The organism is Deinococcus marmoris (assembly GCF_001949125.1).
Classification (GTDB): domain Bacteria; phylum Deinococcota; class Deinococci; order Deinococcales; family Deinococcaceae; genus Deinococcus; species Deinococcus marmoris_A.
Genome location: NZ_MSTI01000102.1, coordinates 46,191 through 71,500, shown reverse-complemented (window position 1 = coordinate 71,500; position 25,310 = coordinate 46,191). Strand labels below are relative to the sequence as shown.

At 65.3% G+C, this 25,310-nt stretch carries 25 protein-coding genes; 9 read left to right on the top strand and 16 right to left on the bottom strand.

Translation table 11 applies throughout. From position 1 onward, the window contains the following. Positions 1-45: 45 nt before the first annotated feature. Positions 46-459 carry an Rrf2 family transcriptional regulator gene (locus tag BOO71_RS15405; RefSeq protein ID WP_075831519.1) on the bottom strand — a complete coding sequence of 138 codons (414 nt, stop codon included), beginning with the start codon at positions 457-459 and terminating at the stop codon, positions 46-48. Between the two features lie 152 nt (positions 460-611). Between BOO71_RS15405 and rpmE the strand changes: the two genes are divergently transcribed. Both rpmE and BOO71_RS15395 read left to right on the top strand, forming a co-directional pair. Then, a complete protein-coding gene (rpmE, locus tag BOO71_RS15400; RefSeq protein ID WP_075833916.1) occupies positions 612-830 on the top strand; it encodes a 50S ribosomal protein L31 in 219 nt (72 codons plus the stop codon). A gap of 106 nt (positions 831-936) precedes the next feature. Beyond that, entirely contained in the window at positions 937-1,590 is a 654-nt protein-coding gene (locus tag BOO71_RS15395; RefSeq protein ID WP_075833914.1) for a thymidine kinase, read from the top strand. Positions 1,591-1,677: 87 nt separating this feature from the next. Here BOO71_RS15395 and glgC read toward each other — a convergent pair whose 3' ends face one another. Beyond that, positions 1,678-2,919: a glucose-1-phosphate adenylyltransferase gene (gene glgC, locus BOO71_RS15390; RefSeq protein WP_075833913.1), complete on the bottom strand. Its 1,242-nt coding sequence runs from the start codon at positions 2,917-2,919 to the stop codon at positions 1,678-1,680. 179 nt (positions 2,920-3,098) lie between these two features. Then, on the bottom strand, positions 3,099-4,034 hold the full coding sequence (gene miaA / locus BOO71_RS15385; RefSeq protein WP_075833911.1) for a tRNA (adenosine(37)-N6)-dimethylallyltransferase MiaA: 936 nt from the start codon (positions 4,032-4,034) through the stop codon (positions 3,099-3,101). Between the two features lie 212 nt (positions 4,035-4,246). On the opposite strand from miaA, the gene BOO71_RS15380 reads away from it, so the two are divergent. The 4 genes from BOO71_RS15380 to BOO71_RS15365 all read left to right on the top strand — a co-directional run bounded on the left by BOO71_RS15380 (position 4,247) and on the right by BOO71_RS15365 (position 7,042). Further along, complete coding sequence (locus BOO71_RS15380) at positions 4,247-4,669, top strand: Hsp20/alpha crystallin family protein (RefSeq protein WP_075833910.1); 423 nt, start codon at positions 4,247-4,249, stop codon at positions 4,667-4,669. Between the two features lie 83 nt (positions 4,670-4,752). Next, a complete protein-coding gene (locus tag BOO71_RS15375; RefSeq protein WP_075833908.1) occupies positions 4,753-5,250 on the top strand; it encodes a DcrB-related protein in 498 nt (165 codons plus the stop codon). 42 nt (positions 5,251-5,292) lie between these two features. Further along, positions 5,293-6,543, top strand: a complete 1,251-nt coding sequence (gene nspC, locus BOO71_RS15370; RefSeq protein WP_075833907.1) for a carboxynorspermidine decarboxylase — start codon at positions 5,293-5,295, stop codon at positions 6,541-6,543. Positions 6,544-6,556: 13 nt separating this feature from the next. Then, complete coding sequence (locus tag BOO71_RS15365) at positions 6,557-7,042, top strand: nucleoside deaminase (RefSeq protein WP_075833905.1); 486 nt, start codon at positions 6,557-6,559, stop codon at positions 7,040-7,042. Positions 7,043-7,304: 262 nt separating this feature from the next. Here the strand turns inward: BOO71_RS15365 and BOO71_RS15360 are convergent, their stop codons facing one another. Both BOO71_RS15360 and BOO71_RS15355 read right to left on the bottom strand, forming a co-directional pair. Further along, on the bottom strand, positions 7,305-8,483 hold the full coding sequence (locus tag BOO71_RS15360) for a DUF4384 domain-containing protein (protein WP_075833903.1): 1,179 nt from the start codon (positions 8,481-8,483) through the stop codon (positions 7,305-7,307). A gap of 222 nt (positions 8,484-8,705) precedes the next feature. Continuing rightward, the gene (locus BOO71_RS15355) at positions 8,706-9,482 is read right to left on the bottom strand and encodes a DUF554 domain-containing protein (RefSeq protein WP_075833901.1); all 777 of its coding nucleotides are present in this window, start codon (positions 9,480-9,482) and stop codon (positions 8,706-8,708) included. A gap of 514 nt (positions 9,483-9,996) precedes the next feature. Between BOO71_RS15355 and BOO71_RS15350 the strand changes: the two genes are divergently transcribed. Further along, positions 9,997-10,200 carry a helix-turn-helix domain-containing protein gene (locus BOO71_RS15350; RefSeq protein ID WP_029477483.1) on the top strand — a complete coding sequence of 68 codons (204 nt, stop codon included), beginning with the start codon at positions 9,997-9,999 and terminating at the stop codon, positions 10,198-10,200. 40 nt (positions 10,201-10,240) lie between these two features. Continuing rightward, positions 10,241-10,915, top strand: a complete 675-nt coding sequence (locus BOO71_RS15345; protein WP_075833899.1) for a hypothetical protein — start codon at positions 10,241-10,243, stop codon at positions 10,913-10,915. Here BOO71_RS15345 and BOO71_RS15340 read toward each other — a convergent pair. Genes BOO71_RS15340 through BOO71_RS15330 form a run of 3 tightly spaced genes read right to left on the bottom strand, consistent with a single transcriptional unit; the run spans position 10,905 to position 13,671 of the window. Beyond that, complete coding sequence (locus tag BOO71_RS15340) at positions 10,905-12,155, bottom strand: cytochrome P450 (RefSeq protein WP_075833897.1); 1,251 nt, start codon at positions 12,153-12,155, stop codon at positions 10,905-10,907. The two genes, BOO71_RS15345 and BOO71_RS15340, sit on opposite strands and share 11 nt — an antisense overlap. After that, entirely contained in the window at positions 12,155-13,006 is an 852-nt protein-coding gene (locus tag BOO71_RS15335) for a DivIVA domain-containing protein (RefSeq protein ID WP_075833895.1), read from the bottom strand. Before BOO71_RS15335 ends, BOO71_RS15340 begins: the two co-directional genes overlap by 1 nt. Beyond that, on the bottom strand, positions 13,003-13,671 hold the full coding sequence (locus tag BOO71_RS15330) for a YggS family pyridoxal phosphate-dependent enzyme (RefSeq protein WP_075833894.1): 669 nt from the start codon (positions 13,669-13,671) through the stop codon (positions 13,003-13,005). Before BOO71_RS15330 ends, BOO71_RS15335 begins: the two co-directional genes overlap by 4 nt. Before the next feature lie 531 nt (positions 13,672-14,202). Between BOO71_RS15330 and BOO71_RS15325 the strand changes: the two genes are divergently transcribed. Continuing rightward, positions 14,203-16,821 carry a BamA/OMP85 family outer membrane protein gene (locus BOO71_RS15325; protein ID WP_075833892.1) on the top strand — a complete coding sequence of 873 codons (2,619 nt, stop codon included), beginning with the start codon at positions 14,203-14,205 and terminating at the stop codon, positions 16,819-16,821. A 207-nt stretch (positions 16,822-17,028) separates the two neighbouring features. On the opposite strand, the gene BOO71_RS15320 is transcribed toward BOO71_RS15325, so the two are convergent. The 8 genes from BOO71_RS15320 to BOO71_RS15285 form a co-directional block, all read right to left on the bottom strand. Next, positions 17,029-18,840, bottom strand: coding sequence for an ATP-binding cassette domain-containing protein (locus tag BOO71_RS15320; protein ID WP_075833890.1), 1,812 nt, complete (start codon positions 18,838-18,840; stop codon positions 17,029-17,031). Positions 18,841-18,958: 118 nt separating this feature from the next. After that, positions 18,959-20,764 carry an ABC transporter ATP-binding protein gene (locus tag BOO71_RS15315; protein ID WP_075833889.1) on the bottom strand — a complete coding sequence of 602 codons (1,806 nt, stop codon included), beginning with the start codon at positions 20,762-20,764 and terminating at the stop codon, positions 18,959-18,961. A 293-nt stretch (positions 20,765-21,057) separates the two neighbouring features. Further along, a complete protein-coding gene (locus BOO71_RS15310; protein ID WP_075833887.1) occupies positions 21,058-21,822 on the bottom strand; it encodes a peptidylprolyl isomerase in 765 nt (254 codons plus the stop codon). Between the two features lie 56 nt (positions 21,823-21,878). Continuing rightward, positions 21,879-22,421 carry a DUF1684 domain-containing protein gene (locus tag BOO71_RS15305; protein ID WP_075833886.1) on the bottom strand — a complete coding sequence of 181 codons (543 nt, stop codon included), beginning with the start codon at positions 22,419-22,421 and terminating at the stop codon, positions 21,879-21,881. Between the two features lie 169 nt (positions 22,422-22,590). After that, positions 22,591-22,818 (bottom strand): RNA-binding S4 domain-containing protein, encoded by a 228-nt coding sequence (locus tag BOO71_RS15300; RefSeq protein WP_075833884.1) that lies wholly within the window; start codon positions 22,816-22,818, stop codon positions 22,591-22,593. A 103-nt stretch (positions 22,819-22,921) separates the two neighbouring features. After that, the gene (locus BOO71_RS15295) at positions 22,922-23,716 is read right to left on the bottom strand and encodes a hypothetical protein (RefSeq protein WP_254843183.1); all 795 of its coding nucleotides are present in this window, start codon (positions 23,714-23,716) and stop codon (positions 22,922-22,924) included. Then, a complete protein-coding gene (locus tag BOO71_RS15290) occupies positions 23,713-24,159 on the bottom strand; it encodes a hypothetical protein (protein WP_254843182.1) in 447 nt (148 codons plus the stop codon). The genes BOO71_RS15295 and BOO71_RS15290 overlap by 4 nt, the downstream gene beginning before the upstream one ends. Before the next feature lie 56 nt (positions 24,160-24,215). Continuing rightward, on the bottom strand, positions 24,216-25,247 hold the full coding sequence (locus BOO71_RS15285; RefSeq protein ID WP_075833880.1) for a putative Ig domain-containing protein: 1,032 nt from the start codon (positions 25,245-25,247) through the stop codon (positions 24,216-24,218). Between the last annotated feature and the right edge of the window lie 63 nt (positions 25,248-25,310).

The window sequence follows — 25,310 nt, the reverse complement described above, 5'->3', positions numbered from 1 at the left end:
AGATGTAAGATATTTTATTACATCTGGGGCAAAAGACTGGAAAGTCTAGCTGGCTTTCTCATGAAGAGCGCTCGTGATCTCCGCTAACGTGACCTGCTCAAGTCGGCTTTCCAGCGCGGCCTGGGCCTGGACAAATACGTCGTCCAGTACGCACTGGATATTGGCCCCCACTGGACAGTTGGGATTGGGCTTTTGGTGAACCTTGAGCATGGACTGAGGCGCATCCACAGCGCGGTACACGTCCAGCAGGGTGATTTGATCGGCGCGGCGGGTCAGGGTTGCGCCGGTGACGCCGCGCCGGGTGTGCAGCAATCCCGCTCGCCGCAGCCTTCCGGTTACGTTGCGGATGACCACCGGATTAACCCCTACACTGCCCGCAATGTACTCGGAACTGTACGGTCCGTCGCCCTGGTTCAGCAGCGACAGAATGTGGACGGCGATTGCGTACTCACTGTTCATCTTCCGGTCCTCCCAAACCTTGTAAGTATTATAATTACAAGCTGGGGAATGTCAAATCGGCACGAGTAGAGTCTTCCCCATACGCCCCGCGCGGGTGTATACTTCTACGGTTGCCCGCTACGCACAAGTGACGTGGCGGAGGAGGCACCCACATGAAAAAAGATATCCATCCCAAAGCCGTTCCCACCAAGATTATTTTTCAGGGCAAGGTCATCATGGAAACCATGAGCACCCGCCCCGAGATTCACGTCGATGTCTGGAGCGGCGTTCACCCCTTCTGGACCGGCGAAGAACGCTTCCTGGACACCGAGGGCCGCGTGGACAAGTTCAACAAGCGCTTCGGCGACAGCTACCGCCTCAAGAAGAAGTAAATACCAGAGAAGTAAACCCCAGTTTTCTAGAAACGCCCTGCCCCTGTGGTGGGGCGTTTTGCATGGTCATCAGCCACAGACGGCGCGGGTTTGGCATACTCCCGAAGTGCTTATATCCCCCTTCCACGGCGGTCACCTCGAAGTGATCGTCGGCCCCATGTTCAGCGGCAAGAGCGAGGAACTGATCCGCCGCGTGACCCGCTCGCTGATCGCAAAACAGAACGTGCTGGTCTTTAAACCCGCGCTGGATGACCGCTACCACGCGTCCGCCGTCGCCAGCCATGCCGGGCGCAGCGTGCAGGCGCTGGCCGTGCGGGGCGTGGCCGACATCCGCGCCCACCTGTCCGGCGAGGACCGCCTGCTGGGCGCAGAACCGGGAGTACAGAGGCCCCCGCTGCCCGACGTGGTGGGCATCGACGAGGTGCAGTTTTTCGACGCGGAAGTGGTGACGCTGGCGCTGGAACTGGCCGACGCTGGCGTGCGGGTGATCCTGGCTGGGCTGGACCTAGATTTCCGCGCCGAGCCGTTCGGCCCCATGCCCCAACTGCTGGCCCGTGCCGAGAGTGTGGAAAAGCTGACGGCCATCTGCACGGTCTGCGGCGCACCCGCCACCCGCTCCCAGCGCCTGATCGGCGGCCAACCCGCGCGCTACGACGACGCGGTGGTGCTGGTGGGCGCACAGGAGAGCTACGAGGCCCGCTGCCGGGTGCATCACGCGGTCCTGGAGCAACCCAGCAATCTGGGAGCGGGAAACGGGTGATGGGGGCCTAAAGCGGGGCGGCAGATCACGACAAAAAAACAGGGAGAGACCCAGACGTGGCCTCTCCCCTCCTGTGTGCTGTGACTGCTAGAAGGTGTAGCCCTTGGGCACCACCACCACGCCACTGTCGGTGACGGTAAAGCCGCGCGCCCGGTCCTCATCGAGGTCCAGACCGATCTTGGTGCCGGGTGGAATCACCACGCTCTTGTCCACGATGGCGCGGCGCAGATGCGAGTGCCGCCCGACCTCCACCTCATCGAACAGCACGCAGCTCTCGACGGTGGAATACGAGTGGGTGTGGATGCCGCGTCCCAGCACGCTGTCCCGCACGGTGCCGCCGCTGATGATGGTCCCCCCGGCCAGGATGGTGTTGAACGCCTGCCCCTTGCGGCCATCGCTTTCATGCACGAACTTGGCGGGCGGTGAGAACTCGCTGCTGGTCCGCAGAGGCCACTCGGCGTTGTACAGGCCGAATTCGGGGTTCACGCTGACCAGATCCATGTTGGCCTCGAAGTAGGCGTCCAGCGTGCCCACATCGCGCCAGTACAGGTTGGGGCCAGTCTGACCGGGAATCGGGTTCTTGTGGAAATCGTAGGCCATGACGGTGTAGCCGTCCGACAGGGCGCGCGGAATCACGTCGCCGCCGAAGTCGAAGCCGTCCTGGCCGTCGCCCATGCTGGTCACCAGCAGTTCTTCCAGCGCGCGGCGCGAGAAGATGTAGTTGCCCATGCTGGTCAGGCTGATGCCGGGCTGCCCCGGAATGCTGGGCGGGTTGGCCGGTTTTTCCAGAAAGTCCGTGACCTTCCATTTCTCGTCCACATGCATGATCCCGAACTGGTGGGCCTGCTCCTGCGGCATCGGGTAGGCCGCGATGGTGATGTCGGCGCGGGTGTCGATATGCGTCTGGATCATGTGTTCGACGTTCATCTTGTAGATATGGTCGCCGGAGAAGATCGCCACATAGTCGGCCTTGTTGTTGTCCAGCAGGTGCAGGTTCTGGTACACCGCGTCCGCCGTGCCCCGGTACCACACCGGCCCCAGTTCCTCGATGCGGTACATCTGCGCCGGAACCAGGGTGATGAAGTAATCGCTCAGGAAGGTGCCGAAGCGCCAGCCGCGCTGGATATGCTCGGTCAGGCTCTGGGCCTTGTACTGGGTCAGCACGTAGATGCCGAACAGCCCCGAGTTGATGAAGTTGTTGATGGCAAAGTCGATGATGCGGTACTTGCTGCCGAAGGGCACGGCAGGTTTGGAACGCTTCTGCGTCAGCGGGGCCAGCCGCGATCCCTGTCCCCCGGCCAGAATCATGCCTAATACGCGTGGTTTCATGTCTTACCCCCTGTAAGGTGGTGCTGTAGAAAGCGTCGCCATAGATAAGGTCGCTGCGAAGATAAGCGGCGATATGAGAAGGTGGTCCTTCCCAAAATAGCGTTCCCCGGATAGGGCGGTGCTGGAATTGATCTCGGTCCCCACTCTACCCGCGCCGGGCCGGACTCTTCTGCCCCGGTCTAATTAACACTCAGCTTATAGGCGGCGCTCAGATGTTCCCGCACCTGCTTTGCGGCGTCCTGTGGCGTCAGCACCTGCGCCCCGAGCTGGCTCCGCATGGCGGTCAGTTGCCGTTTGGCATACTGCCGCGAGGCCAGCACGACGCGCGCCGTCGCCTCTGCCTCGCCCAGTTGTCCGGTAGAGACGGCCCACGCCTCGCGGTAGCCCAGGGCCTGCCAGACGGTGGGGCGGGGCAGGGTTTCGGGATCAAGCTGTGAAGCCAGCCACGCGGCCTCCCCTGCCCAGCCTGCGGCGAACATGGCCCCCACACGCGCGGCCATCCGTGCCTCCAGCTCCGGGCCGGGCCGGGTGAAGGCGGTCACGGCATATTGGAACCGTGGCGGGCGATTCCCAAATGAGCCGGGGTATTGCCCGGTGCGGCGGTAGACCTCGGTGGCGCGCACGACGCGGCGGGGGTTGCGCTCCATGCGGGCGGCCTCGGCTGGGTCGGTGGCGGCGATGTCGGCCAGCAGGGCGTCCAGGCCCCGCTGGGCCAGTTCGGCCTCCACGGCGGCGCGGACCCCCGGATCGGCGGGCGGGGTCAGCGGCAGGCCGCGCAGCAGGGCCGCCAGATAGAACGTCGTGCCGCCCACCACCAGCGGCACACGCCCACGCTCCAGCACGCCCGCGATGGCGGCCTCGGCCTCCTGTACGTAGCGGGCCACGTCGTAGTTCTCGCTCACGTCGGCCACATCCAGCAGGTGATGCGGCACGGCCTCCCGTTCGGCAGGCGTGGGCTTGGCGGTGCCGATGTCCAGCCCCCGGTACACCGTGAAGGCATCTGCCGAAACGATCTCCAGCCCGGACTCCCGGGCCAGTTCCAGCGCCAGGGCCGACTTTCCGGCGGCGGTGGGGGCGGTCAGCAAGGGGACTGTCGTGGGGCGCGGCGCGGGCATTCCTCCCACTTTAGAGCAGGTTTCCGAATTACGTCACCGGAAAAAAGGACTTCCAGCGACTCCATTCTCCATCCTGCTCGGTGAAAGTCTCTCGCTCCGCTCGGTCATAAAAAGACCATTTTTATGACATCTGCTTTAGGCGCTGGAGTGCCCGGCGGCATGGTGTGGGGGCGTGTGGCGTGCCCGGCGGCGCGGGTGCTAGCGTGGCAGGCATGAATGAGCCGGTGCTGGCCCGACTGCAACACCTGATGACCCTGCGCGAGGAGGTCGAGACCCTCGGGGCCGGTCCCTGGACGCCCACCGCCGACTGGGCGGACAGCGACGCGTACCTGACCCTTCATCTGGACGTGCCGGGCATCGATCCCGAACGCCTGGAAATGCACGAGGAGGGCGGCATGTTGACCGTGGCCGGGGAGCGCGCCGCGCCGCAGGGCCTGCTGAGCGCCGAGCGTCCCAGCGGCGTCTTCCGCCGGGTGCTGGCCTTCCCGCGCGAGGTGATGCCGCAGTCCGGCGAGGCCCATCTGGCGGGCGGCGTGCTGACCGTGCGCTTCCAGAAAAAACACCCCACCATCGATGTCCACTCTGCCGATATACATGGGGCCGATATGCACCGCGACAATAGCCACCCCGGCTGAGCGGGCCTTCAGAGCATCCAGCGAACACCCCGAAAACCTTCACGCAAGCTCCTGCGGCCCCAACCCCACATCTAAACTGCCCCATGACGAAAAAACTCGCCCTGAGTCTGGCTGGCCTGACCCTGCTGGGATCGGCCCTGGCCGCCACGTATAAGAACGCCGAGAGCGGCTTCTCGGTCACGCCGCCGCCCGCCTGGACGCAACTCAGCGTGCCCGGCGTGGCGGTGGCCTTTGCCGACAAGCCGCAGGGGGATTTCACGCCCAACCTGAACGTGGCGGTGCAGCCGCTTCCACCGGGCATCACCCTGGCGCAGTACCACGCCCTGAGCCTGGATCAGGTGAAAAAACTGATCACCGACAGCAAGATCATCAGCACGCGCGCCACCACGCTGGGCGGGGCCAAGGCGCAGGAAACCGTCTATACCGGGCGGCAGGGCCAGTTCAAGCTCTACTTCATCTCTACCTACGCGGTCACCGGCGGCAAGGCGTATCTGGTCACCGCCACGACCAAACAGGGACTTCAGGCCCAGATGACCCCCACCAACGCGGCGTTCGTGAAGAGCTTCAAGCTTTTGCGTTGAGGAAGGCGGTTCGGGAAACCCTGGCCCGCTAGACTCGGGGGCATGACCGTCACCGACACCCACAGCACCGAGTCTCACAAGGCTGAGTTCCAGCTTCCCGAGGTTACCCCCGAAGGCAGCATCGACTGGACCGCCATTCCCAGCCCGGCCTTTGTGCTGGACGAGTCGCGGCTGCGGCGCAATCTGGCGCTGATCTCGCACGTGCAAAGTGAAAGCGGCGCGCGGATCATCGTGGCCTTCAAGGGCTTTTCGATGTGGAGTACCTTTCCATTGCTGCGCGAGTACGGCATTTCCGGCGCGACGGCCAGCAGTCTGAACGAGGCCATTCTGGCCCGCGAGGAAATGCGGGGCGAGGTCCACGTCTACGCCCCGGCCTACAGCGACGAGGAAATGCCCCGCATTCTGGAACTGGCAGACCATCTGGTGTTCAACTCGTTCTCTCAGTGGGAGCGCTTTAAGCCGCAGGTGGAGGCTGCCCGCACCGGGGGCCGTGACATTCAGGTGGGCATCCGAATCAACCCGGAATACGCGGAAGTCGAAACCGATCTGTACAATCCCGCCGGGCCGTTCTCCCGCCTGGGCGTGACCCGCCGCGAGTTCCGGGAAGACCTGCTGGACGGCGTGGACGGCCTGCACTTCCACACCCTCTGCGAGAAGGACAGCGACACGCTGGAGCGCACGCTGGAGGTGGTGGAGCGCAACTTCGGCGAATTCCTGCCCCGCATGAAATGGGTCAATTTCGGCGGCGGCCACCTGATGACGCGGGAGGGCTACGACACCGCCCGTCTGATCCGTCTAGTGCGTGCCTTCCGCGAGAAGTGGGAGGTGGACGTGATCCTGGAACCCGGCAGCGCCTTCGGCTGGCAGACGGGCTGGCTGGTCAGCCGCGTGCTGGACGTGGTGCATAACGTCAAGGACGCTGCCCTGCTGGACGTCTCGGTCAGCGCCCACATGCCCGACGTGCTGGAAATGCCCTACCGCCCCCGCATCCTGGGCGCAGGCGATCCCCCCGAACACGAACACCGCGAGGCCAACGACTACGGCGGCGGTCACCCCTACCTGATCGGCGGCACCACCTGTCTGGCCGGGGACGTGGTGGGCGAGTACGTGTTCGACAAACCGCTGCACATCGGGGACCGCGTGATCTTCGACGACATGATCCACTACACGATGGTCAAGACGACTTTCTTCAACGGCGTCAAGCACCCCGACATCGGCATCCTGCATCTGGATGGCAGTTACGAGCGAATCAAGGCGTTTGGCTACCAGGAATTCAAGGCCAAGCTGAGCTGAGGGGGGAACGGACATGAATGACAGGGACAGACAATTCCTGACGCGCTGCGTCGAACTGGCCGAGACCGCTCTTCAATCGGGCAACGATCCCTTCGGCTCGCTGATCGTGTCGGAAGCGGGCGAGGTTCTATTCGAGGGTTACAACCGGACCGCAGACGGCGACGCCACGCAGCACCCGGAAATTGCGATTGCCCGCTGGGCCGCCGCGAACCTCCCGCCGGAGGAGCGCAGGCGGGCTACCGTTTACACCTCCGGCGAACACTGCGCGATGTGTTCCGCCGCCCACGGCTGGGTGGGGCTGGGGCGCATCGTCTACGCGAGTTCGTCCAGTCAACTGACCGAATGGATGAAAGAGTTCGGCGCGGAGCCGGGGCCAGTCAAGCCCCTGTCCATTCAGGACGTGCTGCGCGACTCGGATGTCGAGGGGCCGGAGCCGTCGCTGAGCGGGCGCATTCGTGAATTGCACGAGCAGAACATCCGCAGGCGTTCCAAAAGCTGAGCGCATCCAGAACAGCACGCAGCCCCCGTACTCGCCACGGAGTCGGGGGCTTTCTGCCTGTTGCCTGAATGTCTGTATCGGGGAGAGGTTGAGTGAAAGTTGCGCCGGGGCAGATCGTTTGCCCTTAAGAGCGCGCCGATTGGAACCCGGCCCGTGGTGCGGGGCTGGGAAAAAGAGTGCCGGGCATGGGGTCACGAACTGGGTGTCCAGTCACGCCCGGCGCAGGGGGTCAGATTGGGAGGATCAGGTCAGGGGGTTCAGCTCACTTGCGGTAAATCCTGGGAACGCCGTTCACGGTGCGGATGCTGCCACCCTCGAAATCGGCGGCCCAGACCCCGTTTTGCATGAACTGATCGCGGGTGGGAAACCCGAGGAAGCTGCCGCTGCCGCCCAGCCCCTGGTAGGACTTGAGGACCGGGCCAGTCAGCCAGAAGGTGCCGTATTTCTGCGAGTCGTACAGTGCGCCGTTCTGAAAAAAGCCGTAGAGGCCAGTAGTACCGTAAAGGTTCTGGGGGATGACTTTCTCGTCTCCGGCGGCCCAGCCCAGACGGCTGGGGGGGCGGGTTGCGCCGTTCTCGGCCTGGGCCAGCGACAGGTAGCGGGCCAGCAGGCGGCCATGCACCGAATATGAGCGGCTGCTGCCGTTGGCGTGCAGCAAAGCCGCGTCGCCGTATGCGCCGATGCCGTTGAATTTCTGCCACCAGCCGTCACCCCACGCCGCAGCGTAGGTGGTGGCCTGGCCCAGCGACTCGTCGCCCTTTAAACGGCTGTAGGCGTCCACCATCGCGCCGTCGAAGGAGCCGTCCTGGCGCTGGCCGGGCTGAATCTGCGCGGCGGGCGTGGGCTGCGGCTGCGGCGTCTGCACCGTGTTGCCCACCCGGAAAAAGGCGGTGTCGGTGACCCAGGCGTTGTCGGGCAGCGGGTTGACCACGACACTCAGCGCCTGCGCCAGTCCGTCCTGACCCTGCACGCTGACGGTGGCGAAGTTCTGCTGTCCCTCGAAGGTGGCGATGTCGTCCAGGCTCAGTTCGGTGGTGCTTGCCACGGCCAGCAACTTGTCCTGCCCGTTGGGGCCGCCGACGCTGAGGCCGTAGTTCGCGCCGCCCGCCGGAAAGACCCGTGTGCCCGCCTGGACATAGTTGCTGGCCTCGTACCTGTTAGGGAAGAACAGATCGATGTTGCCGTCCGCGTTCACGTTGAACAGGTAGATGTAGGCGTCCGCGTTGGTCTTGACACCCACGCTGATGCGCTCGCCGATCTGGTACACGGGGTTCCCGGTGCCGCTGGCATCGCGGTTCGTCCAGACCTGCACGTTTAATTCTGGCTGCGAGGGGTTGACGATGATGCTCTGGGCACTGAGCTGTGCGTCACCCGCACTGGCACTGGAAACGGTCAGGCCCAGCAGGGCGGTCAGGGTGGAAATGCGCTTGAGGTTGGACATGTCGGGCCTCCTGATGATCAGAGTGGGCGTGTGCTGCTCGTAACTTGAATGTGCGTAAGGTACGGGCTGAATCTGACGAGGCACTGATAGGCCGCGACCATTAACTCCAGTCAGGAAAGCAGGGCTGGCAAGAGACGGGAGGCTGCCGACGCATCAGCGCCGTCCTCAAGCCTGCATCTCCGTGGTTTCTCTCTGGTCAGCACTGAGCGGTAAGAAGAGGATTTACCGAACGATCAGCCCGGCCACCCACAGCGCCAGCGGGGCCAGCAAGAGCGCCGGGAGCATGCTCGCCACGCGCACACGTTTGTCCTCCATGCCCAGCCCGGCCAGCATCAGGTTCCAACTGATCCCGATGATGGTCAGGCCACCCGCCCCGGTCAGCATCAGCACGTAGGCATTGGTCTTGAGTGTTTCGGGGTCCGCGCCGCCCAGCAGCGTGGCGGCGAACGCCCCGGCAGCCAGACTGATGCCGCCCTGCACGATCAGTACCGTAATGACGCTGAAGCCCACGCCGATGCCGTATGCGCCCGCCAGCGCCAGCGAGGCAATGCCGTCCAGCGTGCTTTTCAGGATGTAACTGGAGGCGTCGCCCGTCAGGCCATTCTGCAACCCGCCCACGAAGGTCAGCGGCCCCACGCAGAACAGCAGGCTGGCCGCCACGAAGCCCTCCGTGAAGCGGCCCTCGCCCCTGAACCGTTTCTTGAGAACCTCGCCCAGACGGTTCAGGCCCTCCTCGATGCCCAGCGCCTCGCCGATCACCACGCCCGCCGCCAGACTGACCAGCGCCAGGATCACGCCCGGAATGCTGCCCGCCGAAACCTTGTTCAGGCTGCCCGCCATATCCAGCCCGATGAACAGCGTGACCAGACTCAGGGTCTGCAACAGCGAGCGCTGCGTGCGCGCGGGCAGCCGCCCCCCCACGGTCAGGCCCAGCAACGTGCCCAGCAGCACGGTCCCCACGTTCACGAAAGTGCCCGACAGTTGTGCGAGAAGACTCATTGGGGAAAAGGGTAGCGCGCCGGACCGGGAAGGCCGGGTTTTTTGCGCCGTGGTGTTGTGGAGTGGCCCCACCGCAGACGGGGCAGACCGCCGACAACAGAACAGGCCGAACGCCTCTGCCAGACAGGTTGTTTCGATGTTCACATCTGCCTGGAGTTCACCGAGAATCAAGACTCCGCAAAGACATTCCGCGTGCATGCGGCACCCTGGAATTCGGGTGGAAGGCTGGCTCCCGCTTGCTTTCCAGACGGTGTTTCCAGGCCGCCTTTTTTCAGAGGATTCCAGACAGTACACCCGCCGGGGGCTGACCCGCAGTTGACGTGCGGCGTGCTACGCTCCGCGCAAGTTGAAACGCACCGAGGCTTATTCCCTGACCGCGCCCCCGCTGGGCGTCGGGCCGGGCGGCGGCGCTGTTTTGACCTGGCCTGGGACGCACCGGGGCCTGAACACTGAAATCAAATTCTGTCTGGGGCTGGCCATGTGGCGGCCCCGCGCTCTTTTTGGGAGGTCCACCATGACCCTTTCAGACCAGTTCCACAGCCTGCCCATGCTCCTGAAAGTCCGCCAGGTCGCCGATTTCACCGGCACCCATGAACGCACCGTGCGCCGCTGGATTCGCGATGGCCGTCTGGGCGCAGTCGAGCATCCCAGCGGTCTGCGGGTGCCGCGCCGCGCCCTGTGGCGTTTCCTGGGCCTGGACCTTGCGCTGAGCGCATAAGCGAAACGTCGCCCCGAGGCCGGGTTATCCTGCGTCCGCTATGGCTGACGCGCAGGATGAATTGAGAACGGCGCTGGAACGCGGCGACCCCGCGAGTTTCTTCGGCGCAGTGCCCCTGCACGAGCAACCCGAGGCGGCGAGGCTGGCCCTGCGACTGGGCCGCCCCCGCCTCGCCGCGCTGTGGGCACAGGCGGACCCGCTGACGCACGCGGCAGCGTTATTGCGGGTGGGAGAATCCAGGAGCGCGCTGCATCTGCTGAAAGCGTTGCCCGGCACCGCCCGTCCCGCTGCCCTGCGCGCCCGCGCCCTGTGGCAACTCGCGGACGCACGGGCGGAGGCTGAAACTACGAACGCACTTGAATTGGCCCGGCAGGAGGGCGATGTCTGGGCCGTGATCGCCGCTGCCACCCTGCACGGTGAGCAGCTTTTGCCTCAGCCCCACGCGGCCCTGCGCGCCCTGGCTGAAGGTTTGAAAGTGGCCGAGGGCACCGGGCAGCCCAGTGACGCCCACCTGCTGGCGGTGCTGGCCCACGCGCAACTGCGTCTGGGCGGACACAAAGGCACACGAACGGCGCAGAAAGCCCTGGACCGCAGCCTCGCGCGCAGCCCGGCCCGCGTGCTTGCGCTCTTTGCTCTGGAGATGCACGCCGAGGCAGAGGCCCAGGCGGCAGACGGCGAACTGGCGGCGGTGTGGTGGCGAGACTTCAGCCGATAACGTCCAGCCGCGCCAGCCCGCGAATCACAAAGCCCCCGGTGTACTGGCCCGGCTCGTCGGGGTTTGCCAGCCGAAGCCCCGGCAAGGCGCGGCACAGCGCCCGCAGGCTCAGGGCCAGTTCCAGCCGGGCCAGCGGCGCACCCAGGCAGTAATGGATGCCCAGCCCAAAGGTCAGATGCGGGTTGGGATCGCGGCCCAGGTTCAGCGCGTCCGGCTGATCGAATTTGAGCGGATCGCGGTTGCCACTGGCATACAGCAGCGAAACACGGTCTCCTGGCTTCAACGCCGCGCCATGCAATTCCAGAGGCTCCAACACGATGCGCTCGAACATCGGGAGCGGCGTGTCGAAGCGCAGGAGTTCCTCGATGGCGCGGCGGAAGATGGGCAGACTGTCCTCACGCGGGGCCGCCTCTACAAGTGCGTCCCAGTGGTCCCGGTTCCGCAGCAGCGCCAGCACGCCCGCCGCCAGACCATTGACGCTGGCCTCATGCCCGGCGTTCAACAGCAGGATGCAGGTGTCGATCAATTCCTGCTCACTCAGACGGTCCCCCTCCTGCTCGGCCTGCACGAAGGCGGTGATCAGATCGTCCTGCGGCTGACGGCGGCGCTGCTGACTCAGGTCACGCAGCAGGGCGCTGAACTCCAGCACGGCGCGTTCGGCTTCGGCCTGTGCCTGCGGCCCGGCACTCGGCTCGTACAGCCGGACGATGGCGGCGGACCACGGGCGCAGCAGGGCGCGGTGTTCTTCCGGCACGCCCAGCAATTCGGCGATCACGGTGACGGGCAGTGATTCGGCGTAATCGGCCACCAGATCGAAGGCACCAGATGCCCCCAGTCCGCGCAACTGCCCAGCCAGAATCGCCTCGATCCGTGCTTGCAGGCCCTCCACCCGGCGCGGCGTGAAGGCCAGCCCCACCAGAGAGCGCAGGCGCGTGTGCTTGGGCGGCTCAGAATCCAGCAGATGGTTGCCGTTGAAGGCGTCGAACTGCGCCTGCGCGGGGTCCGGCGGCGGCCAGCCCAGCTCATCGCGCGAGTAACGGTGCAGGGCGCTGCGCCCAAAGCGTTTGTCGCGCAGCACCACGCTGATGTCAGCGTAACGGGTCAGGACCACCCGGTTCATGTCTGGGTCGAAGAAAACTGGCATTGAATCTCTTAATTCGGCCAGCAGCGGGTAAGGGTTCTGGACGAAATCCGGGTCTGCAACAGGCAAACGGAACTGCGGGAGATTCTCGCCGGACATTACAGAAACTGGTGTCCGTCGAGCAACGCCGTGTCCTTCTCCACCTCTTTTTCAGAGTCTGCGCTGGGCAATTCCTTGTTCTGCGCCCGGCCCTGGCCCTTGAGATGCTGGCTGGGCAGCCCGGAAACGGGCAGGGCCATGTCCTCGGGCAGTACGTGGCGGGCCGACAGATCGGAAAAGGAGGTCATCAGCGCGCGATAGCCGCTCAGAAACTGGGTGTATTCCTGCCGTGCCCCGGCCAGCCGCGAGGTGTATTCGGTGTGGCGCTCGTTGAAATCGCGCTCCAGGGCATTAATCCGCTCGGTCTGCACGCGCTCGCGCTCCAGCAGCAACTGGTGGTGGTCGCGCTCCAGATCGGCGAAACGGGCGTGGAAGGTGGCCTCCAGCGCGGTCATGCGTGCGCCGTGCTGGGCCTCGAATTCCACGTTGCGGGCCTGGGCCTCGCGCAGCATGCTCTCGCCCTGGGCGTTGGCGTGGGCCACGATCAGCTCGCTTTCCTTGCTGGCATTCTGGCGCATGTCGTGGCCCATCTGCTCGGCGGCCACCACGGCGCGGCGAATCTGGTCCTGGGAGGCTTTCAGTTCCTCCAGCTCTCGCTCCAGCCGAGTGCGTGTCTCGCGCCCACGCAGTTGCTCGCCCAGCACGGCCTCCAGCTCGTCGGAAACCTGGGCCAGGAAGGTCCGCACGCTGTCACGACGGTAGCCGCCAAATCTGCCGGGAAATTCCTGATGTCGAATGTCCAGCGGGGTCAGGCGGTTGGAATCGCGGCGGGCGGTGGTGCCGGGGGTCAGCTCGGAAGACGGTTCAGGGTTCAGGTCTCGGGCGGGGTCAGATCGGGTCAGGTCAGTCATGTAAAGAGGCTCCTTCCCACCCGCACCAGGGTGGCTCCTGCGCGCACGGCCAGCGGGTAATCGCCACTCATGCCCATGCTCAGTTCACTCAGGCCCAGATCGTGGGCATGCCGCGCCGTGTCGGTAAACAGGCGCAGAATACGGGTTTCGGTCTCGGCCTGCGTCAGGTCCTCACCGAATTCGGGGGCCATGACCATCAGGCCGCGCACGGTCAGGCCCGTCTCGCGCACGCTTTTCAGGGTCTCCGCCAGTTCGTCTGCCGGAACGCCGTGCTTTTGCTCCTCGCCGTTGTGCAGTTGCAGCAGCAGGTCCGGCGCGTGGCCCCACTTCTGCGCCGCCTCCGCGATGGCCTCGGCCTGCCACACGGCCTCGATGGCGTGAACCAGCGTGACCGGGCGCAGGTATTTGATCTTGTTGCGCTGGAGGGGGCCGATGTAATGCCACTCCCAGCCAGGATATTGAGAGGCGGGCCGTTCGGCGGCCTTGTCTCGCAGTTCCTGGGCGCGGCCCTCGCCCAGCGGGTAGGTGCCGTGGGCCAGCACATGACGTTCGATACTCTCCAGGGTCTGGCCCTTGGTCACGGCCACCAGTTTGGCGCTGCCTGCCTCGCGCCCAGCTTCGGCCTCCAGCGCCCGCAGGTGGGCGACGACTTCGGGGAGACTCATGGGGTGGACCTGGGAGCGAGAGTTTGCGGGCGGTGTTGGGGGGTGGCTTCCACGGTTTGACCCCTCCCCCCCTTCGGGGGACCTCCCCTTAGAAGGGAGGCAAGAGTCGTGGAATTGCCCAGCCAGTAACCCACTCTTGGCTCCCCTTGACTTGCAAAGCTCCGCAGGAGAGGGGAGCTGGCCGCGAAGCGGACTGACTTGCAAAGCTGCGAAGCAGAGGGGTTAGCCGTGGGAGCCACCCCAGACACCCCACTGTCAGCCGGGCCTTTCAAACAAATACCAACTGTAGACAGGACATCCCTCCATTGTCCTCCACCCCGGCACACGGCTCAAGTACAAACCCCCTGAACCGCGCCGCCAGAGGGCCATTTTCACCGTGACGCACCCGATCTTCACCCTTCTCAGGGGCCGAGCAGCAACTGTGGACGCAGTGACCGCCTCATCCGGCCCCCAGCCCTGCTCTGCCCGTGCCCATTTGCGGGCATTTGTGCGGTCAGGGCGAGTTCAGAGATGTGCGAAACTAGGAGAAGAATGCGACACCCTTTAACACTCGCCGTAACAGTCGCGCTGGTTGCGCCCGCCGTGGCCCAGGCCCAGACCGCCGGAACCGTCCAAGACATCACCGTGGCCGGAACCAGCGATCTGCTGACCAATTTCCTGCGCGCCACCCTCAGCGTCCAGCCGGGCGCGCCGCTTTCCAGCGTCAACCTGCGGGCCGTCGAGCAGGAAGTCGTGGCAACGGGCTATTTCAAGAGTGCCGTGGCCGAACTGCGCACCGTGGCAGGCAAGGACACCCTGAACGTCACGGTGGTCCCCAACCCCACCATCACGGCGGTGACGGCCAGCGGCCTGACCTTCCTGAATGCCGACGCCTTCACCAAGTCGGTGGGCGAACTGCTGAACATCGCCCCCGGCGCGACGCTGAACACCCAGCGCCTCGATCAGGCCAAGGAAGCCCTAGCCCAGAACTACCAGACCGAAGGCTACCCCTTTGCGCCCAGCATCAGCGCCCAGACCAAGGCAGGTGCGGACGGCAACGTCACCGTGACCTTCGTGGTGGACGAAACCGCCCCGATCAAGCGGGTGGAGGTCAGCGGCGTGACCCTGCTGCCGACGGCCACCGTCACCAACATCTTCAAGCCGCTGTACGACACCAAGAAGTTCACGCCAGACCTGTATTACGGCGCGGTGCAGCAGCTCCAGATGGCCTTTGACGACGCCGGATACCTGCAAGCCGGAGTGGACACCAAAAACAGCACCCTGGTGGACGGCGTGCTGAAGGTCAACGTGATCGAGGGCAAGGTGGCCGATGTGGACCTGAGCAACCTGGGAGACCCCAAGGTGACGCTCCAGACCGCTCCCGGCAAGCCCGTGACCCTGGCCAGCCTTCAGGCCGACGTGCGGACGCTGGCCAACCAGACGGGCAAGCCTGTCGGTTTCGCCCTTCAGCCCAACCCCGAGAATCCCGGCGAGGTGACCGTGCTGTTCGGGGCGTCGGACGTGGCTTCCGGGCCAGTCAAGACCATCGGCATCACCGGCAACACGCTGGTGCCCACCGCCACGTTGCTGGCCGCCGTCAAGACCAAGGCGGGCGACATCTACAGCCCGCAACTGGCGCAGGACGACTTCCTGGCACTGCGCGACGCCTACCGCAAGCAGGGCTTCGAGATCAGCACCCGCGACGCGGTGAGCTTCAAGGAAGGCGCACTGACCTTCAACGTCCGTGAGGTCAAGCTGGTGGGCTACGAGCTGGCGTGGCAGGGCGCGCACCGCACCAAGGACCGCGTGATCCTGCGCGAATTGCCCGATCCTGGCAGCGCGTTCAACCGCGAGAACCTCAGCGCCTCGCTGGCCCGCATCAGCCGTCTGGGCTTCGTGAGCGTGACCACGGAATCCGTCCGCAGCGATCCGCAGAACCCCGAGAACGTGACTTATGTACTGGGCATCACGGAAAAGGCCAAGGGCATTCCCGTCAGCCTGGGCCTGACCTATGACAGCTTCGCGGGCGGTTTCAGCGGTGACGCGGCCTACACCAACCCCAACACCTTCGGGCTGGGCCACGCCTTCACGGTGGCCATCGGCGCGCAGCAGAACGACGCCGGGCAGAACTTCAACGGCAACGTCAGCTACACCATCCCCTGGCTGGACCTGAAGTTCCTGGACTTCCAGAAGAACCGCACCAGCCTGTCGTTCGGTGTGGGCAGCAACGTCAACGGCAACAACGCCGTGTTCACCAAACCCACCGACTCGCCTGCGGGCACTGGCTTTCCGGCCAACACCGACACCGGCTACGACTACACGGTCCGCAGCACCGGCTTCAGCGTCAACACCGGGCGCAACCTGACCAAGTACCTGTACGGCAGCGTGGGCGTGGGCATCAGCTACAAGACCTACTACCTGGAAGCCCTGAAGGAAGCGGACAAGAACACCGTCGAGATCGCAGGGACGAACGGCCAGCCCGACCAGACCTACACCTTCGACGAGGCCAAGGCCCAGAGCCTGCTGCCCGAGGCCGGCGTGACCACCCGCCTCAGCAGCGGCCTGAATTACGACAGCACCACCAACCCCGAATTCCCCGACCAGGGGTTCCGCGCCAACGTGAACGCCGGATACAACTTCGGGCGGCAGGGCCAGGCCCCGCTGCGCTGGAGCGACGTGGAGGGCGGCGGCAGCACCTACTACGGCTTCGGGCGCACGATCGACAAGGATCTGGGCTTGCAGACCAAGCAGCAGGTCTTCGCCGTGCGGGCCAACGCCGGCACCATCCTGAACGCCAGTGGCGCGCCCGGCGGCACCGGCTTTTCCATCGGCGGCGGCAGCACGCCCGAGTCCTCGCGGCAGATTCGCGGCCTGCCCGACGGCTCGCTGTTCGGCGTCAACTACTTCACCACCAGCGCCGAGTACCGTTTCGACTTCGGCCTCAAGGCAGGCATCGCGCAGGGCCTGTACGGCGTGGCCTTCGCGGACGCGGGCAGTGCGTGGGGCACCAAGGAAAACCCCAACTTCAGCCTGCAATACGGCGTGGGTGCGGGCGTGCAGCTCAACCTGGGCATCGGCGGGGCGCTGCTGCCCAGCCTGCGCTTCGATTACGGCTACAGCCCCCAGAACCAGCGCGGCCAGTTCTACTTCCGCATCGGCAACTTCTTCTGAGCTGATACTTATTCCGTCTGTTTCGTGCAGAAATCGGGACAGCGCCGATTCCTACACTCCACGCCCGGAACCCGTTTCTCTCCTGCTCACTCCGTTCGGATTTCCAGGTGTTTCCAACACCTCTCAATCGGATTTCGTATGAGGCTACGGAAGGCAAAAAAGAGGCGCGCATCCTGCTCGGGGATGCGCGCCTTTTGCGTCAACCGTTCAACTGGGTTGTTCCGCCCACAGCGCCCGCATTTCCTCGCTGCGCCCCAGCAAGCCCTCCAGCGTCCCCTCATCCACGATGCGTCCGTCCTGCATCAGCAGAATGCGGTCGGCGCGGCTCAGGGCGGCGCGGCGGTGGCTGACCACCAGACAGGTGGCGTCGGTCTCGCTGAACAGGCCGTCCCACAGTTGCGCCTCGGTGCGGGCGTCCAGAGCGCTAGACACGTCGTCGAAGACCAGCAGATCGGCGTCCCTGGCCAGCATGCGCGCCACCGCCGTGCGCTGCATCTGCCCGCCGGAGAGTTTGACGCCGCGTGCGCCCACAGGTGTATCCAGGCCCTGCGGCAACTGCGCCAGATCGGGTTCCAGCACAGCAAGGCGCACGGCGCGGCCCAATCGGTCCTCGCTGCTGCCGCTCAGCACGTTCTCGCGCAGGCTGTCGCTGAACAGACTGGGAATCTGGGAGGTGTAGGCGCTGCGGGGTGGCACCAGAAAGGTGGCCGGGTCAACGACTACCTGCCCATTCCACTCCACCGTACCGGACTGCGCCGGAATCAGGCCCAGCAGCGCCCGCAGCAGCGTACTCTTGCCGCTGCCGATGCGCCCGGTCACGACGACAAATTCGCCCTGTTGCACGGTGAAGCTGGCGTCACGCACCCCCAGGCCGCTGTCGTGGGTGGCGGTCAGGCCAGACACCCGCAATTCTTCCAGCGGCAGTTCCGGCGGCGCGGCGGGCGGCGCGGGTGGCCCGGCATGCAGGTAAACCGGGTGGTGTTCCACGATGTTCGTATCGGGCGCGTCTTGCAGCAACCGCGTCATGCGGTCATAGCTGACCCCGGTGCGGCGGTGGCGGGCAATCGCGTCGCCAAAAAAGCCCATGCTCCCGGTCAGGCGCGGCAGCAGACCGATGAACAGCACGAAGTCGGCGATTTCCAGCGTGCCGCCGCGAATCTTGTTGGCCCCCAGCAGCAGCACCAGCCCCACCGCCAGATTGACCATGTTGGTGTTGACACCCCGGATCAATTCGGTCAGCAGCACGTCGCGCAGGGCGGCGTGGCGGCGCGTCTCGCCCAGATGGCGCAGGTGGACCACCATGCCATCTTCGCGGGCGGCCAGTTTGACGGCGCTCACGGCCCCGAAGGTCTCACCGATGAAGTCGGTCACGCGGGCGGTGGCCTCGCGCATGCGGCGGCGGTAAGAACGGATGGTGGGCGAGAGCTTCTGCACAAAGGCCACCATCAGCAGCAGCGGCGCGCAGACCAGAACGGTGATCAGCGGGTCCACGCGGGCCATCAGCGTGATCGCCACCAGCGAGTACAGCACGAAGCCCAGGCTGTCGATCCAGACCTCCACATACCCGGCCACGTCCTCCACGTCGTCGCGGAAGCGGCTGACCGCCTCGGCGGGGGTGTCGGGCAGGCGGCGCGAACCACGGGCGGTCAGCAGGTAGCCCAGCAGATTGCGCCGCAGCAGCGCGTCCAGGGTGTACCAGATTTCGATGAACGCCCGGAACGCCCCGTAGAAGATGCCAAAGCGGCTGGCCCGCACCAGCGCGAACCACCCCACGAACACCCAGGCCGCCAGGATGGCCGCGCCCGTGTCTGCGCCGCTCTTGCGAAGCAGCTCTGCCTGATCCAGTTGCCCGAAAATGCGGCTGATCGCCAGCGCCAGCAGCGCGGGAGAAACGTGAACCATGCCCCACATGAACAGATTGAAGGCAAAGAGGCCCGGCTTGTAGGCAAACAGCCGTTTGGTCAGAGCAAAGGTGCGGTCCGGCGCGGTAGCCGATTTGGCGGTGGGGGCGGTGGTCATGGAAGGACTCCGGGTTGTGGGGTGTGGGTTGTAGGGTGTGGGAGAAGATCGGTGGAAAGTGAGGCAGAAGCAGAGGCGGCTGTTCCCACATCCCACAACCCATCTCCTGCAACCCACCTCATGCCAGCACCCCCGCGCCCTCTTCCTCCAGGGTTCCAGCGCGCAGCAGTTCGGCGTAATGGCTGTGCGGGGTGTGGGCCAGCGTCAGGCGCGGGCCGTCCTCCAGCACCTCGCCGTCCCCCAGCACCAGAATCCGGTCCGCGCGGGCCACGGTGTCCAGACGATGCGCGATGATAATGGCCGTGCGCCCGGCCAGCAGGCGGGTCATGGCGGCAGTTAAAAGCGCCTCGGTGGCGGGGTCCAGACGGCTGCTCGGCTCGTCAAGGATGATCACGGCAGGATCGCGCAGCATCACGCGGGCAAAGGCCAGCAACTGCGCCTCTCCCGCCGACAGGCTTCCCGTGGGCAGCGGGGTATGAACACCGTCTTTCAGGCGGGCCAGCCAGGTGCCCAGGCCCACCTCGTTCAGGGCCGCCTCCACTTCCTCATCGGTAATTTCCGGGTCAAAGAAGGTGAGATTGTCGCGCACGCTGGCCTGGAACAGTTGCACGTCCTGCGTGACCACCGCCACGCGCCGCCGCAAGCCGTGCAGATCCACGTCCTGCACGTTCATCCCGCCCAGCCGCACGGTGCCGGACGTGGCGTCGTACAGGCGCGAGACGAGGCGAGTCAGGGTGGTCTTGCCGCTGCCGGTGCGCCCCAGCAGCCCCAGCGTCTGTCCGGCGGGCAGGTGAAAAGAAACGTCGTGCAGGACGCCGCGCAACTGGGGTTCGTCGGGGGAATAGCTGAAAGCGACGTTCTCGAATTCCAGGCTCAGGGCGCTGTCTTCCGGCAAGGCCGCGCTGCCGCCGTGAATCGCGCTCCTCAAAGCCAGAATCTCGCCCACCCGGAAGAGGCTGGCCCCCGCCTTCTGCAACTCCTGCAACTGCTGCGTGAGCTGGTCAATCGGTTCTTCCACCAGACTCATGTAGTTGTAGAGCAAAAAGGCCGTGCCCAGCGTGATCGTTCCTGCCGCGTACAGGCCCACCGCCGCCGACAGCACGCCCACGTAGCCGACGGCGAACAGGGCCATGCTCAGTTGCCACACGATGCTGCGCCGCCGCCAGGAATTGACGCTGTTGGTAAAGAAGGTGCGCTGCGTCCGCAGAAAACTGTTCAGGTGGTGGCCGCCCGCGCCCAGGCTGCGGATGTCCTCCAGCCCCGAGAGCCGTTCCTCGACGAAGCCGAACAGCTTGGCGCTGGATTCGCGCTCCAGCCGGGTGGGTTCCACGCCCAGCTTGCGGACGCGGTTCATGGCGATCAGGGTGGCCAGCACAAACACGCCGACGCCGACGCCCACGCGCCAGTCCTCGCGGAAGAACATGAACAGCGCGCCCAGCAACAGCAGCGCCGCGCCGAACACCCGCACCGCGAACTGCGAGAAGAAGTTGCTCAGGGCGGTCACGTCGCCGTCTATGCGCTCGATCATCTCGCCAGGGGTGCGTTCCTTATGCTCACGCATGTCCAGCGACAGCAAGTGTGCCATCAGGTCCACGCGCAGGCGGTTGGTGGCGGTCCAGCCCACCCGCGCGCCCACGTAGGTGGCCCCCGCCGTCATCAGTTGCACGCCCACCGCCAGCGCGATGTAAAACCCGGCCAGCCGCGCCAGCAGGCCCACATCTGCCCCCGCGCCCAGCTTGGCGTTGTCCACGAAAGTGCGGAGCAGTTGCGGCAGCAGCAGGTTCAGGCCAGTGCCGGTCAGCAGCAGCGCGGCCAGTCCCGCCACCTGCCACTTCAGCGGCCCCAGATACACGCGAAGCACGCCCAGCGTGGATGACGGCCTGGACGGCTCGGAATGTTCTTGACTGGGGGCGGGCGCAGACATCCCTACAGGCTAGAGCGGCGCGGCCTGGATTGCATACGCAATGTGGCGCATTTGGGGTGTGGGAGGGAGGACGGGTAGGCGGGCGAGGTGGAGGGGTGGCTCCCACGGTTAACCCCTCTGCTTCGCAGCTCTGCGAGTCCGCCCCTTCGGGGCACCTCCCCTTAGAAGGGAGGCAAGAGTCGCGGAATTGCTGTGCCAGACGTTTTTCTTGGCTCCCTTTTGAGGGGAGCTGGCAGCGAAGCTGACTGAGGGGTTTTCGTGGGAGCCACTCCAGAACCTTGGCTAAAAAATCCTCAGCTCTTGTTCTTGGTCAGAATCCGCACCGACAGGATCTCGTCGGCTTTGGCACCGGCAATAGGAGTTTCCTGGCCGGAGGCGGTGTCGCTGGTACGGGTCAGCTTGGCCAGCGCGCCGTCACCCGTGACCACCTTGCCGAAGATGGTGTGCTTACCGTTCAGGAAGTCGGTGGGAGCCAGCGTGATGAAGAATTGAGAACCGTTGGTGGCCGGGCCGCTGTTGGCCATCGCCAGGATGCCTTCGGAGTTGAAGGTCAGCTTGGTGCGGAATTCGTCGGCGAAGCTGTAGCCGGGGCCGCCCGTTCCCCACTGGTCCTTCTTGGCCTCGTCCACGCTCAGCGGATCGCCCGTCTGGGCCATGAAGCCGTCGATGACGCGGTGAAAACGGATGCCGTCGAAGTAGTGATCGCGGGCCAGCGTCACGAAGTTGTTGACCGTGACCGGGGTTTCCTGCTCGTACAGGTCCGCCAGAATCTGGCCCCGGTTGGTATCGATCAGGGCGTAGTAGTCCTGGCCATCTTGCAAGGCCATTGCGGGTTCCTTCTTAAACTCTCGCACCGGCTCCTTGGTCAGGTCAGGGACCAGGGTATAGCCAGCCGGAACCGCGCCCGGAGTGGTCACGGCAGGTGCGGCAGGCGTCGTTTCGGCAGGCTTCGCGGCAGCAGCGGTTTCATCCGGCTTGGCGGCAGCGGTGTCGTCCGCCTTCTTCTGGCAGGCGGTCAGCGCCAGCAGGGCGCTCAGGATCAGGACAGCATTCTTCATAACGCCCCAGTTTAGAGCAGCCGGGCGCGGGCGGGCGTCCCCCGTAAGTCGGAGCCTCAGCTTTCGGGCAGCCGCTCCCCGGCCTGAACCGCCACGGGCAGCACGTTTTCAGGCGGCGGCAGCGGGCAGGTCCAGCCGTCGCCGTAAGCGCAGTACGGGTGATAGGCCAGATTGAAATCCACCGACACCAGCGCCTCACCCCCCTCGCTGCGGACCAGCGGGGCGTCCAGATAGCGGCCCGCGCCGTAGGTTTCTTTCCCACTGGTGGCGTCCCGGAAGGGGATGAACACGCGCTGCGGTTGCTCGTCGCCCAGCGGAACGAAGACACTCAGCCTCTGTTCGCCGCCGGGTAAGAGCAGCGTGACCGTGCCGTACAGGGCCATCGTGCGCGGCTGGCCGGTGTTGGTTTCCAGCGTGAATTCGGCTGCCGGGCCGGGGGGCGTCAGGGTCAGCGGTCCATTGAAGGCCCACGCCTGATCGGGCGGGTAATAGCGCAGGCCGTGAAACGCGGTCACGTCCACCGGACCACGCCCCGCCGCGAAATGCTCGTCTTTGCGGCGGCGGAAGTCCATCACTGCGTCGGTGTACGGTGAGGTCATATGGATTCCGATTGAAGGGTTTGCAAAAACCTTGAAATCCGAGCGGGAGGAGCAGCGTCCTCATGGGCGTCTGTCCGCGACGAAGCGAGGAGGAAAGAAGACGGGTTCCGCGTAGGGATTAAATCTTCGGCGCTTTCCCGAAGGTTTAAGGAATTAAGCGGAATCCGTATCACCAGTCCACCGTCAGCTTTTCACCGCCGTATTCCACGATGTCGCCGCGCCTCAGCTTCTTGCGTCTGCGGGTCTCGATCTCGCCGTTCAGCCGGACCTCGCCGCCCTGCACGCGGAATTTGGCCTCGCCCCCGGTGTCCACCACGCCACTTATTTTCAGAAAATCCTGAAGATCGATGGTGTCCTGTGCCTCTCCATTCTGTGCTGCGCCTCGGCTGCCTGTCATGCGGGCAGCGTAGCAAAGCGCGGCGGCTGGCGGGGAAACAGAAAAGCCCTCTCGGTGGGGAGAGGACTTGAGAGAACACTCTACTTATTTTCGGTCAACGGATTTAGGGTTGCTTCGGCGCAGGATCAGCAGGCGGGGCGGGCGAGGGCGGGACCGGTCTGGGGGCCGTGCCGGGCGCGGCTTCCTTCGGAGTCGTTTCGGCTGGAGGCGTGGTCGGCGGTATGGCTGGCGTTGGTGCGGCTGGCGTCGTCGTGGGCGGCGTCGTGCCAGTGCCAGGGACCGCCGGAGTCGCGGGCGTTCCCGGCATCTCAGCAGGCTTCTGCTCCGTCTTCTTTTCCTCTGACTTCGGCTCCGGCGTGGGCGTGGCCTTGTACTGCGCGCTGAAGATCCGCAGGTCCGCGTCGTCCACCTTGCGGTCCTGGTTCAGATCGCCCACCGAACTGGATTTGCCGTAATTTTCCATCAGAATCGCCAGATCGGTCAGGTCGATCCTGCCGTCGCCGTTCAGATCCGCGCCGCTCAGGCGGGTGCGGGCGGCCTCGGCGGTCCAGTCCTTGAACCCCAGTTCGCGGGCCAGTTCCTGCTTCACGGCGTCCAGCAGTGGCAGCGGGCCAGCCGGGTTGAACTCGATGCGCCGCGCCCCGCCCACCGTGACCACGCGGGCGGCCACATCCGGGTTAAAGAGCGCCGCGCTAGTCCCCGCGCCGCCCAGGGTCAGGATCGTGCCCGAACTGCTGTCCAGCGTGACCGGCAGCTCCTTGGTGCTGATGGCGCTCAGGGCCGCCTGCACCGCGCGGGTCAGGGAATCGCCCTGCGGTTGCAGCTTGACGCTGGCGGCGCTCGCCACGCCCAGGGCAGCGCCCAGCAGCAGGGCGGTAAAGGTCAGACCGCGTTTCATTTGGCCTCCAGCGCGGCGCGGATAGCGTCACGCAGTTTGGCGGGATCGGTGATAGGAGTCTTGGCGTCGCCTGCCAACACCTTGCCGTCCGTGACTGGATACAGCCCCTGATTAAAGCCCACCAGCGGACTGTCCTGCTTGCGGACATACAGCAGCGCGAAGACCTCCTGACCGCTCTTCAGATTCGGCACATCGGAGAGACCCTGAAGGAAGAACAACGCGGGCTTGCCGTCGTTCTGGGGCAGGCGGGCAGCGTCTCCAGTGATCGTTTCGGCCACGGTCAGCGGATAGGCCAGATACGTGACCTCGCCCTCCTTGACACTGACCGCCGGACCCAGGGTGCCGCGCACGATCACCTCGGCCTTCTTGACCTGCTGTGCCAGCGTCAGGATCGGCGCGGTGGTGGCCCCGGCGGTGGCCGTGAGGAAGGCGGCCAGAAGCACTCTCCTGATCGACACTGTTTTGCTCAACACTGTTTTGATCAACACTGTCCGGCGCATCACAGCGGCGCTCCGATTCTCAGGTGCGCTCCGGGCGGGGCAGTCACGGGCGGCTTGGGCGGCTCGACGGGATTCTGCACCGGGGGGGTCACAGGTTGCTCGGTGGATGACGGCGGGGGAGTCGTGGGTATCGTCTGAATTGGAGGAGTCTGAACAGGAGCTGTCTCGACACTGGGCGTCGTTTGCGTCGGCGTTACACCCGGCACCGTTTCGGTGGACGCCGGAGCTTCGGCAGGCTGATCCACGCCGTCCTGCACCCCGCCCGCTTTCGGCGTTTCCGTCATGGCCGCCCCCGACATGAATTTGCCTGCCAGCAGCTTGCCCGTCCCGTCACGGGCCTCGTAACCCATCTTGGTGGCGGTCAGGGTGGCGGCCTTGTCCTGGGCGGGTTTCACGCTGATCAGGGCGATCCGCACGCCGTTGCGCGGAACGGTCTTGAAGCCCAGGTCCACCGTCAGCACCTGCCCCTGCTGCTGCCAGAACAACACGCCGCTCTGTTCGGACGCCTGCACGCGGGTCACGCTGACGCCTGCGGGCAGTTCCCAGTTCAGGCGGGCCGCCCGCACGTTGCGGGGCGCGGTAATGACAACCGGAATGCGCGTCTCGCCGCGAATCTCGCCCGTGGGCAGGGTGGGGGCCAGCGACAGCGGCGGCAGGGTGTTCACGTTGACCGTGTATTCCTTGCTACGCGTGCTGAGGGTGGAGTCGGTGACCTCCAGCGTGAATTTGTAGGTTCCGGTGGCGGTGGGCGTGCCCGTCAGGCGCTGACCGCCCAGCTTGATGCCGGGGGGCAGCGTGCCGCTCGATATCTTCAGGGTGTACGGCCCCGCGCCGCCCGAAACACTCAGATCGGCGCTGTAGTCCTCGCCCTGGTACATCACGGGCAGGCCAGAGGCGTTGTCGGAGAAATACAGGATGTCCCGGCCACTTCCGCCGCCCGTAGACGTGCCAGTGACGGGCTGCCCGCATCCGGCCAGGGCGACGCTCAGCGCCAGGGCCAGCGCCGGAAGGGTGGAGCGAACATGCTTCATGTCTCTCAGTCTACCCGCCGCGCCGTGTCAGTCCCGTGAGTTTGCGGTGATTTACCGGGGGGC